Below are 17,208 nucleotides of genomic sequence, written 5' to 3' on the forward strand. Positions count from 1 at the left end.
CTGGATAAGTGGGAATACGATTTACAGGATAATTTGAATATGCTGCGTTCTGCGCAGGGCGATATATCTACTGGTTGAAGTGATGAGATATGGGGATTTGGAATTGCCCGGTATAAGCGCATAGCTAATTTCATAAACATCCCCAATGAAGAAAGTTCTACTTGTCCAATCCACACTGCAACCCCCGGGCGGCGGTAACGCAGTTGCCGTCTGGATCATCGAGGCACTAAAGGGGGAGTATGATATATCGGTACTGACCAGTGCCCCGCCCAATGTTGACCTGCTTAATCGGTATTATGGGACATCTCTCAGCCCGTCCGATTTCAAGGTTTACTGTGTGCCTCGGCTCTTGCGCCGTCTGGCTGATCTCGATCGCTTCGGTGTACAAAGGATCTCTCTTCTCATGCGTATCTGTAAGATTGTGAAGGATAGATTTGACGTTGTCATCACCGCAAGTAACGAGATTGACTTTGGACGCAAAGGAATCCAGTACGTTCACTATCCCTGGCTACATATACATGAGAAAAGACGCCCATCGGCTGTCGATCTTCCATGGTATCAACACCTATGGACCCTAGTCTGTGGACGATACCAGCCCTGGAGAGTCATATCCGGCTATTCATTTGAGAGTATGAAAAAGAACCTCACCTTGGTAAATTCCGACTGGACCGGAAGCAAGTGCAGAGAATTTTATGGAATTGAGACGATGACGGTATATCCTCCAGTTCCCGGTCTCTTTCCGGATGTGCCCTGGGAGGATAGAGAGAATGGTTTTGTATGCATTGGGAGGATTTCTGGTGAGAAGAGATTAGAGAATATAATAGATATATTGTCGGAAGTGAGGTCGCATGGTGAGGATATTCATTTACACATCATTGGAACCCCGGGTTATGACATGAGTTACTACAAACGGGTAGTTAAGAAGGTACGAGATAATGCATCTTGGGTTTTTCTAAATGAGAATCTATCGCGTGAGGAACTCATACGACTCATCTCAGGGCACAGGTATGGGATTCATGGAATGCCACGTGAGCACTTTGGTATTGCCGTTGCCGAGATGCTAAAGGCGGGCTGTATTGTATTTGTTCCTAATTGTGGCGGACAGGTGGAAATCGTAGGAAGGGATGATCGGCTGTTATACGAGACAGACAAGGAGGCAGTCGAAAAGATCTTATGTGTAATGGGCAATTCGGATGAGCAGAAATCGCTCCGCGATTATCTAACTTCGAGAAAGGAGATGTTTTCCTCAGAGACATTCATGTGCCGCATCCGGGAAATAGTAAGGCGATCCTAGAGCCTTTCTCAAATTATGCAAAGAGGATGAAGAGTGTAAAAGAAATCAAGGTTAAGTTCCGGGGTTTTATAGAGGATCATTTCTATCTGCTCAATGCAAGGTGGAGCCTTAAAAAGAAAATTTATCTAATATCCTATTTCCGTTCCGGCAGTACTTTATTAAGAACTTACTTCTCTATACTTCAAGGCCGACCTCAGTTAAGCATATATAAGGGAGACGTGATACGTCAGGAGGATAAACCCCTAACGAACGCCTTAGATCATATTAACTTAATTAAAAGCCATACATTTAATCCCGAATATATAGATATAGTGTATATCATCAGGGACGGACGCAATGCCATGATCTCTAACCTTTATATGGAGTTTCTTTGGGGAGGTCATAATTTCTCCAAACCGAGGGATATATATGAAGGAATACGTTATCTATCCGAGAAGGGACATTTCTGGGGAGACCACGTTAGAGAAGCACTATATGAGTCTGCCAAAAAGAACGTGTTATTTATTAGATACGAGGACTTAATAAATAACCCTTCAGATACACTGAAGAAGATATTAAATTTCATGGATGTGGATTTGCCCAATGATACCATCGGTAGATGTATCGGGCTTGCTAAAGAGAGAAAATCCTATTTTGAAAATCCTCATAATGGATATGTGTATGAACCGGAAGAGGATTCAATATATTACCTCTTGAAGAAACACAGGGCTCAGGATTATTGGAAAGTTATATTTGACGATAAAACAAAAAGGTATTTCCATGAAAGGGGAGGCACAGAGTTTCTGCTGAGATTTGGATATGAAAAGTCGGAGGATTGGTGGAAACGCTAAAATGGTTTCAGAAGCATATTACAATGTAGCGCTCCTTAAATGGGATGATAGTCCCGGGGATATAGAATCCGCGATCCACTACGAATTAACTAATCTAGGACATCGAACGGTTTATTTCAAATTCGACGAGGCGATTCCTCGGGGCGTAGATGTCGTATTCTCATTTGCGCCATATCGTGAATTCTTACAAATTCCGCGCCAGCTCGACGGTGTGCCTAGTAAGGAACGACCGACCTTCGTGCACTGGAATACAGAGGGACTCGTTAATCTCAGCATACCGTACCGGGTGGGTATGGTAATCGGGGCCTTCCGTTCCTGGGTAGGGCGGTTAAATGATTCCAACAGAAGCTTGGCTAAAACCCTGTTGCGTTATTCGCCTCTGTATTTAATAAACTCTGGCATGCGGGGGTCTCTGCGTTTAGGAGACTACTATTATGCCCATCGGAGGGGTTGGCTCGACGTTTTTGCGGACATATCCGCCGTATATGCCAGGGGGTTTTCCGAGCACGGCTTGCCCGCGATCCATGCCCCTTTCGGTGCGTCTCCGCTCTGGTATGCGGATCTCAACCTTGAACGGGATATAGATGTCCTATGGATGGGTATGCGTGGAACGAGGCGCCGGAGTAAAATACTCGACCAATTGCAGGAGAAGCTAAATACCTGTGGTGTGCGGTTTCATATAGCCGATGGAATCAAAAACCCCTTTATTTTCGGAGAAGCACGCACCCGACTTTTGAACCGCGCAAAAATCACAGTAAACATCCTCAGAACCTGGTGGTCTGAGAATTCACTCAGGTTTGCTTTTGCCGCTCCAAACAGGTCTCTGATTGTTTCAGAGAGGGTTCTACCGCACTCCCCCGCCTATAAGCCGGGCATCCATTATGTCTCGGTGCCTGTGGAGAAGCTGGCGGAGTCCATACTTTACTATCTGGATCACCAGGAAGAGAGGCTTCGTATCGTCGAGAACGCCTACCATTTTGCTACAAAGGAAATGACGTTCGGAAACAGCATCAGGGTCATCATGGAGGCCGTGAATAAGAAGCGAGTGGCTATAGCTTAGGATACTTTTCTGAACCTCAGCCCAACCGATCAATCCGTCGGCGGAAGAATGACACAATGCCGCAAGATACATATTAAAGCATCGCCTGAATGGAGCTAAGTGATTGAGCGTAATTGGTGGTCGAAAATGCAGATATTAAACTGTATTTATAATATTACATGATGAGAATGCCTAACTTTCTTATTTTATAGGAGCGCCGAGATCCGGCACGACGACTTTCTATAAGGTTTGGGACTTGATTTTAGGAGAGTTTAGACAAAGAAATCTAAGAAAGCCAGAGCTTCAGACTGAGATGCGTGAGTGGTTGATTGAATATTACCGGGACGATATATTACGGACTCAGGACATTCTGAGGTGCGATCTTTCGCACCAGCTGGAGAAACCCGTAAGGACAAATAAAAATAATCCTGAGGCTTCATAAATGCTATTTCGCATTCTTATACCGACTCTCGAGAACAGAAAGGAACAATTTCATAGATTGTATGAGAAACTGAGTAATCAGATAAATGGCACTTCTCTTGGTGGTGTTAAGCGTATTCTTCGGTAGGCTGCAAAGGTGCCTTCCGAATGGATTACTTACCCTATATTTGCATACAGCGCTTCTGTCCTGGACATATTTCGTCAATGTATTGACACAGTCAAGCAACAGTGATATATCCTCTGCTCTTAAAAACAACCACTCATTTTTCATGAGAATGGAGGAGGGTAGGCGGCTATGGAATATAGAGATAGAGTTCTCATATTAACCCCGGTAAAAGATGCCGAGGGGTTCTTAGAAACCTATGTTCGATCCCTCTATCAATTAACCTATCCCCATGGATTGATCTCGATTGGATTCTTGGAAAGCGATAGCGTAGACAATACCTATATTGAGCTGGAGAAAAGACTCCCTGAGTTAAGAAGGAACTTCCGGTCGGCTGGATTATGGAAAAAGGATTTTGGATTTCATATACCACTTGGCACTCCCAGGTGGGCTGGGCACATCCAAATAGAGAGAAGAACTATACTCGCAAGGAGCCGAAACCGCCTCCTTTTTCACGCACTTGATGACGAGGATTGGGTCCTGTGGATAGATGTTGATGTGATTGAGTATCCTCCTGATATTATAGAAAGACTTTTAGCAACCGGCAAAGATATTGTACAGCCAAACTGTGTCAAGCAGTATGGTGGCATAAGCCATGATTTGAACGCCTGGAGAGATAAAGGAAAATTACACATGCATGACCTAAGAAATGAGGGTGATCTTGTAAAATTACACGCTGTGGGTGGGACCATGCTTTTAATAAAAGCGGATATTCATAGAGACGGGCTGATTTTCCCTCCATTTCTATATGGCAAGAAAAATCCACTTATTAGAAGAAACAATTATTTTCTAAGAAAAAGAGACATACTAAAGAGAGCTTTACTAAACGCCCTAGACCGGATAAGAGAAAAGAACATGTCGCCAGTAAAAAGAGACATTCTACATATACTGAGCGGAGGATATATGGGAGAGATAGAAACAGAGGGTTTAGGGATGATGGCTCATGATATGGGGTATGAGTGTTGGGGGATGCCGAATCTGGAGATTAGGCACAGAGATTAATCAGGAATCCTTAATGGACCTTGTGTTAAGAAAATCCTAATAGTGAGAAAGCTATCGATATGACGTTGGTGCACATGGTCAAAGATTGGAGTTGGCCTGATCTAATGCGGCGAACCCCCGGGCAGAAAGGAGCCTGGGGGCGTTTCACCAGACACCTGGCCGCTGGGCATGGATACGCGAGCAAGGTGGCTAGCGGCGTAAAAACGGCGGTAGTTAAATGGCACCTTTTTTCCCGATGCTGCTTTCCTTGTTTGAAGTATCTGGAATAGACCCGTTAGATGGAGTAAGATGGCTCAACGCTTTTTCATTCGGGGCGAATATTCTGTTGGTTGGATTTCTGCTTCACTATTTCACGAAAGGATCCATCTACACTTCGATTCTGAGCTCCCTCTTGATGTTGACCTCAACCGTTATGCTTCGATGGCTTGGACCGAGCTTTTTTTATTTTCTCCGGCTTTCTGGGGTTATTTCTGCTAACTCTTTATAGTCAAGGTAAAAGCCTTTCCCGTCTGATTGTCGGCTCTCTGGCGATTGCCCTCGCCTGCTTGGATTGGCTTTATATAGGAATCGCCCTAGTTGCTACAGGAATCCTCTTTATAGCCTTCATCAGTGACCAAGAAGTATCATCAAAGAATCATTGATTCCTTGCTATTTGTCGCTATAATCGAATGAAGATGCCGAATTTTCTTATCATGGAATCACCCCGGTCGGGTAGGACTGATTAAAATGAAGGTAATTATCAACGACGATCGACAAATACTCTTCAGTATTCTGATTCCCACCCTGGAAGACAGAAAAGAACAGTTCGATAAATTGTATGGGAAATTGAGCAAACAAATAACCGATAATCTTCTCCAGGACGAGGTTGAGATTGTATTCTTACTGGACGATAAGCAGCAATCGATCGGATCAAAAAGAAACAAGCTCATTGAGCTAGCAAAAGGGACATTTGTCGCTTTTATCGACGACGATGACGACGTTAGCAATGACTACGTTCGCATCATATGCACTGCTATAAAAGAAAACCCGGCTATTGACTGCATCGGAATTAAGGGCATAACTACCTTTTTAGGAAGGAAAAATCACCACATTTTCATACACTCACTCCAGTATAAGAGTTATTTCTCGAAAGGAGGCGTGTATTTCAGACCGCCATATCATCTCAATCCGATAAAGCGTGAAATTGCTCGTCTATACAAATTCGAGGAAGTAAACTACTATGAAGATATTGATTGGGCAATGAGAATCTCGAGAGACCAGGCTTTGAAAAAAGAATATTTTATAGATAGTGTTATCTATTATTATAATTCACGGAGACCCTGGGTTTATCAGTTTCTGCTGGACGTTTCTGAGCCTATACGCCATAGGCTGGGCTTACAGCTAGCAAACGTCGTTAGGCTGAAACGGTGGATTAAATCCGTATTATAATAAAGCGAGTACGGTTCCGTAGGGCTTATATGCAATCATGAAAAAGGAAGACAACTTTCGAGTCGATTTTAGCCAGCCGATTACAGCTTCTGAATCAGATATACCCTCGATCGTCATTCGTCCGCCCGATGGCTGGGCTAATCTCGGATTGCGCGAGTTGTGGGATTATCGCGACTTGCTCTACCTATTGGTCTGGCGGGATATTAAGGTACGCTATAAACAGACATTCGTGGGTACATCTTGGGCCATATTCCAGCCTTTTATTGCCATGGTTGTCTTGAGCCTGTTTTTTGGGAAACTGGCCAAGGTGCCCTCGGAAGGGGTTCCTTACCCTATATTTGCCTACAGCGCTTTGGTGCCGTGGACCTATTTCGTGAACGTACTGACCCAGTCTAGCAATAGCGTAGTGCTCAACCGAGCGGTGATTACCAGAATTTACTTTCCGCGTCTAATCGTACCCATGACCGCAGTCATGACCGGGTTATTGGATTTCGCCATCGCCTTTCTCATTCTGCTCGGGATGATGGTGTTTTACGGTATTATGCCGACGATAGCCATCCTTACCCTGCCTTTTTTCGTTTTACTGAGTATTGCCACCGCTCTAGGTTTAGGGCTCTGGCTTGCAGCCCTGAATGTTCAGTATCGGGATATAGGATTCGTCCTTCCCTTCCTCACTCAAATATGGCTCTTCGTAACCCCCATTGCCTACCCGAGCAGCTTGGTTCCGGAAAAATGGCGTGCATTATATGGTTTAAACCCCATGGCCGGTGTGGTAGAAGGTTTTAGGTGGGCGCTTCTAGGCAAATCTCAAGCCCCGGGTATGATGCTGGCAATCTCGGTTCTGGTGGTAGTGGCATTGCTTTTGGGAGGTATCTTTTTCTTCCGAAATAGGGAAGATACGTTCTCCGACGTGATTTGAGCTATGAATAGAATTGCGATTCGAGTTGTGGGCTTGAGTAAACGCTTCCGTATCGACCGACCGAGGCCGGGAAATGCCACCCGTGAGTTTCTGGAAAATGTGATGCGCGCTCCGTTTCGAAGTATTTCATCTATTATCCAACAGACCATTCTCGACCGGAACGGGGACCAAGCCAGGAATGATAAATATGTTTGGGCTTTAAAAGAGGTCACTTTTGAAGTCAGGCGGGGTGAATCCCTAGGAATAATCGGCTCTAATGGAGCGGGTAAATCCGTGCTATTAAAAATCCTCTCCCGCGTCACCAAACCGACGGAGGGCCGCGCCGAGATCTACGGTAAGATAGGTTCGATGCTGGAGGTGGGCACCGGTTTCCATCCGGAATTGACCGGGCGGGAAAATATTTATCTGAGCGGAGCAATTTTGGGGATGAAGAAGTCCGAGATCAACCGCAAGTTCGACGAGATCGTCGCTTTTTCAGAGGTAGAGAAGTTTTTGGATACGCCGATTAAGCACTTCTCGAGCGGCATGAACGTGCGCTTGGCTTTTGCTATAGCCTCCCACCTGGAGCCCGAAATCATGCTCATGGACGAGGTACTGGCAGTGGGAGACGATGCATTCAAGCAAAAATGTCTTAACAAGATGAAAGAGGCGGCATCGGAGGGGCGAACGGTACTATTTGTAAGCCATGATATGAAAGCGGTGGAAGAACTGTGTGATCGAGCGGTTTTTCTGAGAAATGGGAGGATTGTAATCTTTGGTGACACCCATGAGGTAGTCTCTCAGTATTTAGCCAAGGAGCCCCGGTAAAATCCACTCTGCCCGCTCCCTGGTAAAAATTTGCCTATCGTGAGTTAGAGCGGGTAAAGCGATCCTTCGAACGGATTCATATCGATTACTTCCAACATCAATAATAAAACCAGAATTAATTAGCAATGCTGTGTTAGCTACCAAAAAGCCCGGAATAATGAAAGGTTATCTAATTGACACTCTTTATAGTATCGTAACCAACCCGGCAATAATAGCGGTCTTTATATTTTCTTTACTTATAATTGCCTCCCTCGGTGAATACATGGTCAACGACGAGGGAATTTGGAACTATATAGCATTCTTATGGATTAAATACGGTATTCCTCCGTACAGCGAAGCCATCGAGAACAAGACCCCGGGCATTTATTTTATATTCACCATTTCCAACCTCCTGTTCGGATTAAATATCTGGTTCCCCCGGCTTCTGGGAAGCCTTTCCATGGTCGCAACCTCAGCCTTACTTTACTTTATAGGGCGAAAATTATCAGACCATTTGGCTGGAATTATCGCCATGATTATTTTCGGTCTAAGCGTGTCCTGGAGGTTTATGAATGGGACTTATACGGCACAGACCGAGTCATTCATGATTTTATTCTCCACCCTCTCTTTCTTTTTTTTGATAGCTTCCCGCAACACTAGGCGCTTACGGTCATACGTTCTTTATATCTTGATTGCCGGGTTCTCCATGGGTATCGCCATCTGCTTTAAGCAAACGGCGATATTCAGCGCGGTCGCATTGCTTGCCTTCTTGCTGAGCCTAAGTCAGGAGAAGGATTGCCCAATACCTACCAGTGTTACCAAAGACTTACTCCTTTTATTAGCCGGCGCTATTTTACCCCTATGTCTCTGCTTAATCGTACTAATAGCAAGTGGGACTACTGTTACCGAATTTCTACACCAGGCATGGCTGGTTTTGCTCCAGGAGGGAGGGGGCGCTGAATTAAAAATAACCAAGAGGGTTTGGAATTTCATCTCCGCATGGAGATACTCCGAAATGATTTTATTCTATCCGCTAGTGCTGCTATTTATTATTCAGAAAAAAAGAATCGAGGATAATAAAATACCATTTTGGGGAATTATTTTCTGGATCATATTCGACTTTATAGGCGTGAATGCCTCCGGCTTTTATTTCGGACACCAATTCAAACAGCTCGTGCCCCCACTTTCGCTAGCCTCCGGGATAGCAATCAGCGTGCTCCTAAAAAGCACCTCGACCAGCACAAAAGACATGCGTAGATATTTAGTGCAGATTATAGTCGTATTAGCAATATTATGGGCACCTTATCAAACCCTTCTTAGGTCATACAACATGAACTTCAAGGGTGGGGTAAATGACGAATACAAGCAATACCAGGAACTAGGCTTATGGCTCAGGACAAACACGAAAGAAGCCGATTTCGTATACCTCATAGGGGGACACACAAACCCGGCTTTAGCATATTCTCAGAGAAGGTCGGCAAGCCGATATTTTAGTTTGCTTTTCATCGAGAGGGATGACGCTAGAAAAGAGATATTAGGAGACCTAACCGAAAAAAAGCCCAAATATATAATAATCGATCAAAGCTTAGGAGATAGTTCCGTGCGGATTTTGCCGGGCCTTGAGGTAATTTTAGAGCAATCTTACCGACACAAGATGACCAACTATAATGTCGAGATTTATGAAAGAAAGGGCTAAAAGCTTAACCGAATGGAAAAAGTATGAAATATAGATTATGTCCGGAAAGCATATCTCCGACCCGCCAAGCGATGTTAGGATCGAGAACAGGTAGAGGTGCTTTCCCAGTTCGGTTATTTTTATTAAAGATTATCCCGGAACAAGCACTATTTTCCCAAAAACATCCCTATTTTCGATGAGCCGGTGACCTTCCACCACTCTAGACATAGGAAGAACCCGGTGAATGACTGCCTTGAGCTTCCCGGTTTCAAACTGCTTCACAATCTCAAACAACTCCGCCTTGCCGCCCAAAGTAGAACCCAGTATGGAAAGGTTTCTGAAGAAAATGTGTCTCAGGTCGGTCTTACCTTCATATCCGGACGTTGAACCGCATATAACCATCCTTCCGCCGTTTGTGAGCGCAAGGATGTTCTTTTCCCAGTTAACCACCCCGGTATGGTCTACTATGATGTCCACTCCTCTTCTCTGAGTTATCTTCTTTACCTCGGACAGGAAATCCTGTGCCTGGTAATTGATCGCGTAGTCGACCCCAAGGAGCGTCTTCGCCTTCTCCGTCTTTTCCTCCGTCCCGGCAGTGGCGATTACTGTCGCCCCAAAAAGCTTGGCAATCTGTATAGCCGCAATTCCCACCCCGCTTCCGGCTGCATGAACCAAAACCGTGTCCCCCGGCCGGATACTGGCGCGGTTTACCAGCATGTGCCATGAAGTGTGGAAAACGACCGGTATGGAGGCAGCTTCTTCAAAAGAAATGTTATCGGGCATCGGGATAACATTTTCCTTTGGGACAGACAGGAACTCACAACATCCCCCAGGGTGATTCTCCCCCAGAATCTTTAACTCCCTGCACAGGTTATCCTGGCCGCCTATGCAATGAATGCATCTCCCACAGGTTATTGCCGCTGATACAATGACCGGTGTTCCTATTTCGATGCCGCGAACGTCGGCTCCCAGCTTCGCCACAACCCCCGCTACGTCGGTACCCAGGACATGAGGGTACTTGAGCTTGAGATGGGGGAGGCCCTTTCTAATCCACACGTCGAGATGGTTCATGGCACAAGCCTTTACCTGAATAAGAACATCGCTAGCGCGAACTTCGGGTTCGGGAATCTCGTCGTATTTTAGCCTATCAACTCCACCGTGCTCGTATATTACTACCGCTTTCAAGTCAGCAACCTCCTCAGGAATTTGGGCTGGTGCATTATACCTAAATTTTTATGAAGAAGTTATAGAGATTATGCTAAATTTATGACTTTAGATGATGGTCAGCCATCAACAGTCAAGAACGTATAGAGAGGAACTAAAACGCAAGATTTTGCTAGGTATATGTTCCGGAGAGTTTTTTTACCTTTTCCACTTCCTCGGGTGCATCTAAAATCTCCCCTTTCCCCATTTCGTATAGATAATTGGCATTATCCCTGGGCGCTCTGCTCTTCACATTCGGGTCGAAAAACACCTCTTTCGTATGCACCAACCCTGCCCGGTTATACGAGGAGAGTTCATACTTCATCCCCATTCTCAGCGCATCACAGGGACAAGCCTCCACACAAAAACCGCAAAAGACACAACGCATAAAATCTATGTTGTACACTTTTGGCCTCCTCTCGATACCGTATTCATCGGCTGGTTCGGCCACTATGGATATGGCCTGCGTAGGACAGGCCACCTCACATAATTTGCAGGCAACGCACCTTATTTCTCCCTGGTCATCCGCAGGAAGAATATGGAGGCCTCTATACCGGGGAGGAAGCTCCTTTACCTCTTCCGGATACTGGACGGTCACCGGCTTAAAGTTAAGAATGTGGGAGAGGGTTATTTTGAGCCCTTTAAGTATCTCCGGGATATATAACCTTTCCAGAAAGTTAAGCTTTGGTGGTTCTATAACTTTTACCTTTATGGCCATCGCAATTTTACCAACAGAATATACTCTAACACATACGGGAGGTTTTTAAAGCTTGAAAAGGCTATAAGATAAGAATCAGTAGTTATTACCTATGGTTTATCTTTGAAAACGTCAACTTCGATCATATGCTTTTAACCATTCAATCTCTCTGAAATCCTTGTCAAACGTAGCAATCTCTTCTATTCCCTCATCCTTCATAGTGATGCTTATCAAGGCATCGTGATAATTTAGCCTTCCGTTAGTTTTTACCATAACTTCGATTATCCTATTATGAAGCTTAGTTACTAAAGGGTAAGCTTTTATTATTTCAAAGCTCTCCAGTTCGTTTTTGATCTTGCCCACTATTTCTGAAAATCTATAACCTCTCTCATGACTTCTCCTAGCAATAACCGTATATATCTCATTCAGAATACAATCCATCAGCGACAAATCCCTACCATCATTCTCAAGGCTTAATACAAGATTTAAGGCTTTATTGTGGTGTATGTCAGAAACATCTAAAAGAGCGACTACTACATTAGTATCTACGATAATCTTATTATTCATAATAATCTTCGGAATCCCTTATGCTGTCTCCTCCAAGGGATATTACACCGGCAAGACTAGACAGTTTCTTACTCCTCGGTTTAATTTCCTTCTTACTTACGGTCTTGAATCCTAGCCTTCTTAGAATTCTTACTGCATCCATAGTAGTGAAATCCATTCTGGTAAAAACCTCTCCATTCTCTTCAAACTTGGAGCTTAATAATTCAAGAACTACATCCTTAGGTGGATAATAATTCCCTTCTATTTCCACCGCATACTTTCTACCCCAGCCTTTTGTAAGGTTTTTTACGGCCTCTCTGACCTCACCAGGACTTACTTTAAATTCCACACCCCTCAATTTAGTCCTCATACATGAATCTCCAGTAAAACATACTACTATTAATATAAGCTAAAGTAGTAGTCCGTCAAGGTTGCTTCAAAAATGAACTAAACATATACCGGCTGAATCTGTTTTAATCGACAGGATACTTACTATTTAAGCCTAAAAATCCGTTCTCATCCTCACATAAATCGCAACCCCCGAACAGATAGAGATAAAAACCATGACCGTGCCCAGGAGAGTCGCACCCAGTAGAATCTTACCAATCCCTATCATCAGGAAGAAAATAAATAAAACTCCGAGAACCCAGTTTATAACTACCGGTAAAAAAGGTGTGCACTCCACTCCTGGATTCATCCTTGCAACGGGGCCCCAAAAGCCCCAGGGACGAATCTTTTTGTAGAAACTGGCCAGGGTTTCTTTCGGTTCCGGTTTTGTCAGATAGGTAACAAACAGCCAAGAGATTATAGAAACCGGAACAACTATGATCTGATGCTTGAGCTCTAGAGGTACTTTCATGATTTTTGTATAGAGACTCAAAAACAGCATGGTTAAGAGGGATGCGGCCAGAGCAGAAATTTCAGACCATGCGTTTATCCGCCACCAGAACCACCTGAGTATCAAAACTAGTCCGATCCCGGCGCTCATAGCCCAGAGGTAAATCCATGCCTTGCCGATGTTATTAATATGGTATGCAAAATATCCGGCCAGAAGGGTTAGTGCCAGGGTACAAAGCCTGGAGACGAAAATATAATGGGCTTCACTCTCGTTCCTTTTGATAAAACGCTTATAAATATCGTTCATCAAATAGGAAGCCCCCCAGTTGAGTTGGGTAGAAAGAGTGGACATGAATGCAGCCAGGAAGCAAACAAAAAGTAGCCCCTTGAGCCCTGGCTCGAGAAAATCCTTGACCATAACGATATAGATAGACTCTTGGTCGCCACCGGTAATCTTGGCGGTGGGATAAACTATCAAAGAGGCGACCGCAACCAGCACCCAAGGCCAGAGGCGCACAACATAATGGTTTATCGAAAACCATGCCATTCCCAATACGGCATGACGTTCGTTTTTTGCCGAACACATTCTTTGGATGAAATACCCTCCGCCGTCTGCATTGTGTGAAGACCACCATATAAGCGTGACGTAAACTAGAAAAACAAAAAAACTCGAAGACCAAAACCCTTCACTGACCGGCACTCCCTCGGAGGGTGTCATGAAAAAGGATAGATGGCTGTCAAGCCTATCTATCTTTTCAAGAAATCCACGAAATCCGCCGATTTCAGGGGAACCGACGACAACCCACGCTAGTAATGCTGTTCCTATGAGTGCAACGAAGTATTGGAAAAAATCCGTCAGCGCCACACCCCAAAGCCCGGACATCATCGTGTAAAAAAACGCAATGGAGACGCAGATAATGATGGCAAGCGTAGTATCAAACCCGAAAAAGACCTTGAAGACCTTGGCCATAGCGCTCATAACCCAGCCCATGACGATAAAATTGAAAAGGGTAGAAAAGTAAAAAGCCTTAAAGCCCCTTAGGAATGCTGCCGGTTTCCCGCTGTAGCGTAGTTCTATGAGCTCATTATCGGTAATTACCTCCGCTCTTCTCCAGAGCCTGGAAAAAACGAATACTATGAACACATGGCTGAAGAGATAGTTCCACCAGAACCAGTTCTTCCAGATTCCGTCTGTGCGTATCCACCCGGTCACTACCAATGGAGTATCTGCGGCGAACGTCGTCGCCACCATCGAAGTCCCGATGATCCACCAGGAGAGATCTCTTCCGGAGACGAAGTAATCGTACATGCTCCTGCTGGCGCGTTTCGTGAAGTAAATACCGATTCCAAGGGAGATAAGAAGGTAAGCGAGAACGATGAGCCAGTCCAAAGGGCTTAGCGCAGACAAGAAAGCGTGAATGGATTCGGGCATGATAATAGGAGCAATAGTTTATAGCTAATCGAGAATAAATCCACCTTTTAGCTTGTCATTGGACGACTACAAATAAGGCCATGAATGAATAATCACGACTTACTATTATGTAATTTCACAGGCAACCGTCCCCGAGCCAGAAGCCGTCCTAAAAGAACGTCTGCTACTGCGCGTTGACAAGAGTCCATGCGGTCGAAAGCGCAAAGAACCGTATCGAAATTTTCAAAACCTCGAAGGACGTATGGAGACCCGAAAGAAACCAAAATCTTCTCCGAATGCAGTCCGCTGGCTTTATCTAAGAATTTTTTATAGGATTCAGGCAAAGATGAATGATGTTTCCATGCGGCAACGGATGTATAGACCAGGCAAATCACTGCGGTGTCGCCGTTTTCTTCACGCGGTATGGACTTCAGATTATCTTGATAGGTTATAACTTGTTTCTGACAAGTTACTCCCGCTTCTTTCAGTGACCGAAGAAAAGGTCTTGAAATATCCCCACCAGATTGTGTTACATCCAGGACGTAAACGATTGCTTTCTCCGAGCGTAGCCTTCTGCCTTTAATACAACACACAGAACGGCGGGCGATTTCTTCGACTAGATTCTCACCGTAACCTTCGTCCAGGGAGTTTCGATGAGGTTTATCATAAAACCACTTTTTCTTGACCTTTGTTATGTCATCAACAGCTTTATCTAAAAGGGATTCAGGAATATCTCCGGTTTCTATCATCTCAACCAACCTTTCGATGAGAGTTACAGGCTCTTTTGGGTCTAGAATGATATGGCAACCGGCAAGAATGGAAAGTCGGGCAATCTTCTCTTGTTCCTTACCTAACCCGGATAAAGCGTCCATGATGAACGAATCGGTTACGATCAAACCTTTAAATTCCAAATCGCCCACAAGAAGATTCTGAATAATTTCAACAGAAATAGTAGCGGGAACCCCGGTAGGATCAATCTGTGGCACAGCAAGATGAGCCACCATAACCGAGGAGACCCCGGTCCTTATCGCTTCCATGAAGGGAATTAAATCACACCTCCAGAAATCTTCACGGTTTTGAGAAGAGCTGGGCAGGGTTACATGCGAATCAACGGCGACCCCTCCATGCCCGGGAAAGTGTTTGGCGCAAGCTAGGACGCCTTCTTCTTGACAGCCCTTTATAAAAGCGGTTCCCAATCGTGATACAAGTGAAGGGTCATCGCCATAGGAGCGGATATTTATAATCGGGTTCTCCCTATTGGTGTTGACATCCACAACCGGAGCAAATACTAGATTTAGCCCACAGCCTTTCATCTCCCTTGCAATAAAGCCGGCTTGCCTATAAACAAGCTCCTCATCTCCTATCGCGCCAAGGGACATAGCAAAGGGAAAAAGAGTGGCGCCTGAAACTATTTGCCCCACTCCTCTCTCTGCATCGCAGGCAAAGAAAAGAGGAATAGGAGAAATAGATTGAAGCCTGTCGGTAGCACTTATTATCCGTTCGCGCTCACCGCCAAATACGATGAAACCGCCGATATGAAAATTCTTAACCAGTCCCTCTGCGTAAGGCAAAGCATCTTCATTTCGGAAATCCAACCTGGGCATGACTATCTGCCCGATTTTTTCTGTTATTGATAGCTCTTCTGGTTTAACACTGCGCATTTTTCTTTGGCAAAGGATGTAGGGGCACGCTGCAACGTGCCCCTACGATTTATGAATTTCTAACCCCTAAAACAATCTTTCCCAAAGGCACAGGCCGCCTTGCCCCAGTAACCGACGGCAGATTGGTATAATTACCGGAAAGAAGCTCATTCGCCAGAACGGCAAAGGCTAGAGCCTCCTTTGCATCCACTGGAATTCCATACTTATCCGATGTCGAGAACTCTATATCTTTCAGTCTTTTTCTTAATCCCTCCACTAGGGCAGGATTCCTTACACCCCCACCGCTCAGAATCACCTCGTTTACACGCGTTTGAGGAATGATAAACCGCTCATAGGAACGAGCAATGGACTCCACAGTAAGCGCCAGAAGTGTCGCCATCAAATCGGCGAGCGAAATCCTTTTCTTCTCAACCAAAGTGTAAAGTTCCCTGGCTTTTTCATTACCAAAAAGCTCCGCCCCGGTGGACTTTGGCGGCGGCTGGTCAAAGAACGGATTAGATAAAAGCCGGTCAAGTAATTTTTCATCAACAACCCCCCGTGATGCCAGTTTGCCGTCCCGGTCGTACTTTTCCTTTCCATTCGTAGCCAAACTCAGAACCTTATCCATCAGCATATTCCCGGGCCCGCTATCAAAAGCAATTACATCTTCTATTCTCTCCGAAACCACCGTGACATTGGAAATGCCGCCTATATTTTGAGCGGCCGTAACCCTTCCCGGCCTGCCAAATAATAGAAAATCCACATAGGGAACTAGCGGAGCACCTTCACCGCCTGCGGCTATATCGCGGGGCCTAAAGTCGCCTATTGTGGTCAGTCCGGTAAGCTCTGCAATAACGTCTAACTCTCCTATCTGCATGGTGGAAGGAATGCCCTTCTTTGAAGAGGGCGGATTGTGATAAATAGTCTGGCCGTGAGAGCCAACTAAATCAACTTCTTTAACAGATAATCCAGCCTCAGCGATTACAGCCAAAGCCGCCTGGGCAAAAGCCTCGCCCACCAGAAAATTAAGCTCGGAGATTTCCCAGGTTAACCCCTTTGAACTAACCCCTTCTAGTCTCGCCCGAAGAGAAGAATCATAAGGTATGCATAGATACTCGATTAATTGCACTTTCGTCCCCAAACCATTTCCTTTGATTCTTGCCAGAACAGCGTCCACCCCGTCCATGGATGTTCCGGACATTAAGCCAACAACCAGTCGCTCCTCCTTGCTAATTATTGTGTTTAAAAATTTCATTCTTGCGTTTTAGTTATCTAATCACCTTAACGTTGCCTACAC

General features: G+C 45.0%; 15 protein-coding genes. 8 read left to right on the forward strand and 7 right to left on the reverse strand.

What is annotated here, in order from left to right; all coding sequences use genetic code 11:
* The first annotated feature begins 145 nt into the window (after positions 1 to 145).
* From VNN20_09250 to VNN20_09285, 8 genes are all read left to right on the forward strand, one after another.
* Positions 146 to 1,294: a glycosyltransferase family 4 protein gene (locus VNN20_09250; protein HWP92369.1), complete on the forward strand. Its 1,149-nt coding sequence runs from the start codon at positions 146 to 148 to the stop codon at positions 1,292 to 1,294.
* Between the two features lie 218 nt (positions 1,295 to 1,512).
* The gene (locus VNN20_09255) at positions 1,513 to 2,124 is read left to right on the forward strand and encodes a sulfotransferase domain-containing protein (protein HWP92370.1); all 612 of its coding nucleotides are present in this window, start codon (positions 1,513 to 1,515) and stop codon (positions 2,122 to 2,124) included.
* A gap of 1 nt (position 2,125) precedes the next feature.
* Positions 2,126 to 3,184 (forward strand): glycosyltransferase, encoded by a 1,059-nt coding sequence (locus VNN20_09260; GenBank protein HWP92371.1) that lies wholly within the window; start codon positions 2,126 to 2,128, stop codon positions 3,182 to 3,184.
* Positions 3,185 to 3,899: 715 nt separating this feature from the next.
* Positions 3,900 to 4,769, forward strand: coding sequence for a hypothetical protein (locus VNN20_09265; GenBank protein HWP92372.1), 870 nt, complete (start codon positions 3,900 to 3,902; stop codon positions 4,767 to 4,769).
* Between the two features lie 726 nt (positions 4,770 to 5,495).
* On the forward strand, positions 5,496 to 6,197 hold the full coding sequence (locus VNN20_09270) for a glycosyltransferase (GenBank protein ID HWP92373.1): 702 nt from the start codon (positions 5,496 to 5,498) through the stop codon (positions 6,195 to 6,197).
* Between the two features lie 37 nt (positions 6,198 to 6,234).
* Entirely contained in the window at positions 6,235 to 7,116 is an 882-nt protein-coding gene (locus VNN20_09275; protein HWP92374.1) for an ABC transporter permease, read from the forward strand.
* Positions 7,117 to 7,119: 3 nt separating this feature from the next.
* On the forward strand, positions 7,120 to 7,923 hold the full coding sequence (locus VNN20_09280) for an ABC transporter ATP-binding protein (protein HWP92375.1): 804 nt from the start codon (positions 7,120 to 7,122) through the stop codon (positions 7,921 to 7,923).
* Positions 7,924 to 8,080: 157 nt separating this feature from the next.
* Positions 8,081 to 9,598, forward strand: coding sequence for a glycosyltransferase family 39 protein (locus VNN20_09285; protein HWP92376.1), 1,518 nt, complete (start codon positions 8,081 to 8,083; stop codon positions 9,596 to 9,598).
* Between the two features lie 129 nt (positions 9,599 to 9,727).
* Here VNN20_09285 and VNN20_09290 read toward each other — a convergent pair whose 3' ends face one another.
* The 7 genes from VNN20_09290 to VNN20_09320 form a co-directional block, all read right to left on the reverse strand.
* On the reverse strand, positions 9,728 to 10,762 hold the full coding sequence (locus VNN20_09290; protein HWP92377.1) for a zinc-binding dehydrogenase: 1,035 nt from the start codon (positions 10,760 to 10,762) through the stop codon (positions 9,728 to 9,730).
* Between the two features lie 151 nt (positions 10,763 to 10,913).
* On the reverse strand, positions 10,914 to 11,498 hold the full coding sequence (locus tag VNN20_09295; protein HWP92378.1) for an NADH-quinone oxidoreductase subunit I: 585 nt from the start codon (positions 11,496 to 11,498) through the stop codon (positions 10,914 to 10,916).
* A 111-nt stretch (positions 11,499 to 11,609) separates the two neighbouring features.
* The gene (locus tag VNN20_09300; GenBank protein HWP92379.1) at positions 11,610 to 12,044 is read right to left on the reverse strand and encodes a type II toxin-antitoxin system VapC family toxin; all 435 of its coding nucleotides are present in this window, start codon (positions 12,042 to 12,044) and stop codon (positions 11,610 to 11,612) included.
* Entirely contained in the window at positions 12,037 to 12,393 is a 357-nt protein-coding gene (locus VNN20_09305) for a hypothetical protein (protein ID HWP92380.1), read from the reverse strand. The genes VNN20_09300 and VNN20_09305 overlap by 8 nt, the downstream gene beginning before the upstream one ends.
* A 132-nt stretch (positions 12,394 to 12,525) precedes the next feature.
* The gene (locus VNN20_09310) at positions 12,526 to 14,292 is read right to left on the reverse strand and encodes a sodium:solute symporter family protein (GenBank protein HWP92381.1); all 1,767 of its coding nucleotides are present in this window, start codon (positions 14,290 to 14,292) and stop codon (positions 12,526 to 12,528) included.
* Between the two features lie 92 nt (positions 14,293 to 14,384).
* Positions 14,385 to 15,932: a glycoside hydrolase family 3 protein gene (locus VNN20_09315; GenBank protein HWP92382.1), complete on the reverse strand. Its 1,548-nt coding sequence runs from the start codon at positions 15,930 to 15,932 to the stop codon at positions 14,385 to 14,387.
* A gap of 49 nt (positions 15,933 to 15,981) precedes the next feature.
* Positions 15,982 to 17,166 (reverse strand): anhydro-N-acetylmuramic acid kinase, encoded by a 1,185-nt coding sequence (locus VNN20_09320; GenBank protein HWP92383.1) that lies wholly within the window; start codon positions 17,164 to 17,166, stop codon positions 15,982 to 15,984.
* Between the last annotated feature and the right edge of the window lie 42 nt (positions 17,167 to 17,208).

This window comes from Thermodesulfobacteriota bacterium (assembly GCA_035559815.1).
Classification (GTDB): domain Bacteria; phylum Desulfobacterota_D; class UBA1144; order Nemesobacterales; family CSP1-2; genus DATMAT01.